At 51.9% G+C, this 233-nt stretch carries 1 protein-coding gene; it reads right to left on the bottom strand.

The window, feature by feature from the left end; translation table 11 throughout:
* Positions 1 to 94: 94 nt before the first annotated feature.
* On the bottom strand, positions 95 to 233 hold a 139-nt coding region (locus tag ACLJNW_RS28815; RefSeq protein WP_410962106.1), incomplete at its 5' end, for a hypothetical protein.

Below are 233 nucleotides of genomic sequence, written 5' to 3'. Positions count from 1 at the left end.
AGTCTCCCCTATTTCACCTGTACATCATCCGTACTGTCTGATGTTGTTCGTCCGGGAATATCTTTGTCGCACCGCACCTCATTCACCTGGTGCATCAGTTACGACGCCACTGAACTTTCAGATAGCTCCCCAGCATCTCCTCCACAAGAGGTCGCAGGCCATCCAAAAATGTCTTTTTCGCGCTCTCCATCGCTCTTGCTCCGATAGTGCGCTCTGCATCGGTATTACCGACC

It is taken from the genome of Salmonella sp. SAL4457 (assembly GCF_046548235.1).
Classification (GTDB): Bacteria; Pseudomonadota; Gammaproteobacteria; order Enterobacterales; family Enterobacteriaceae; genus Salmonella; species Salmonella enterica.
This window is presented reverse-complemented; position numbering and strand designations above follow the sequence as displayed.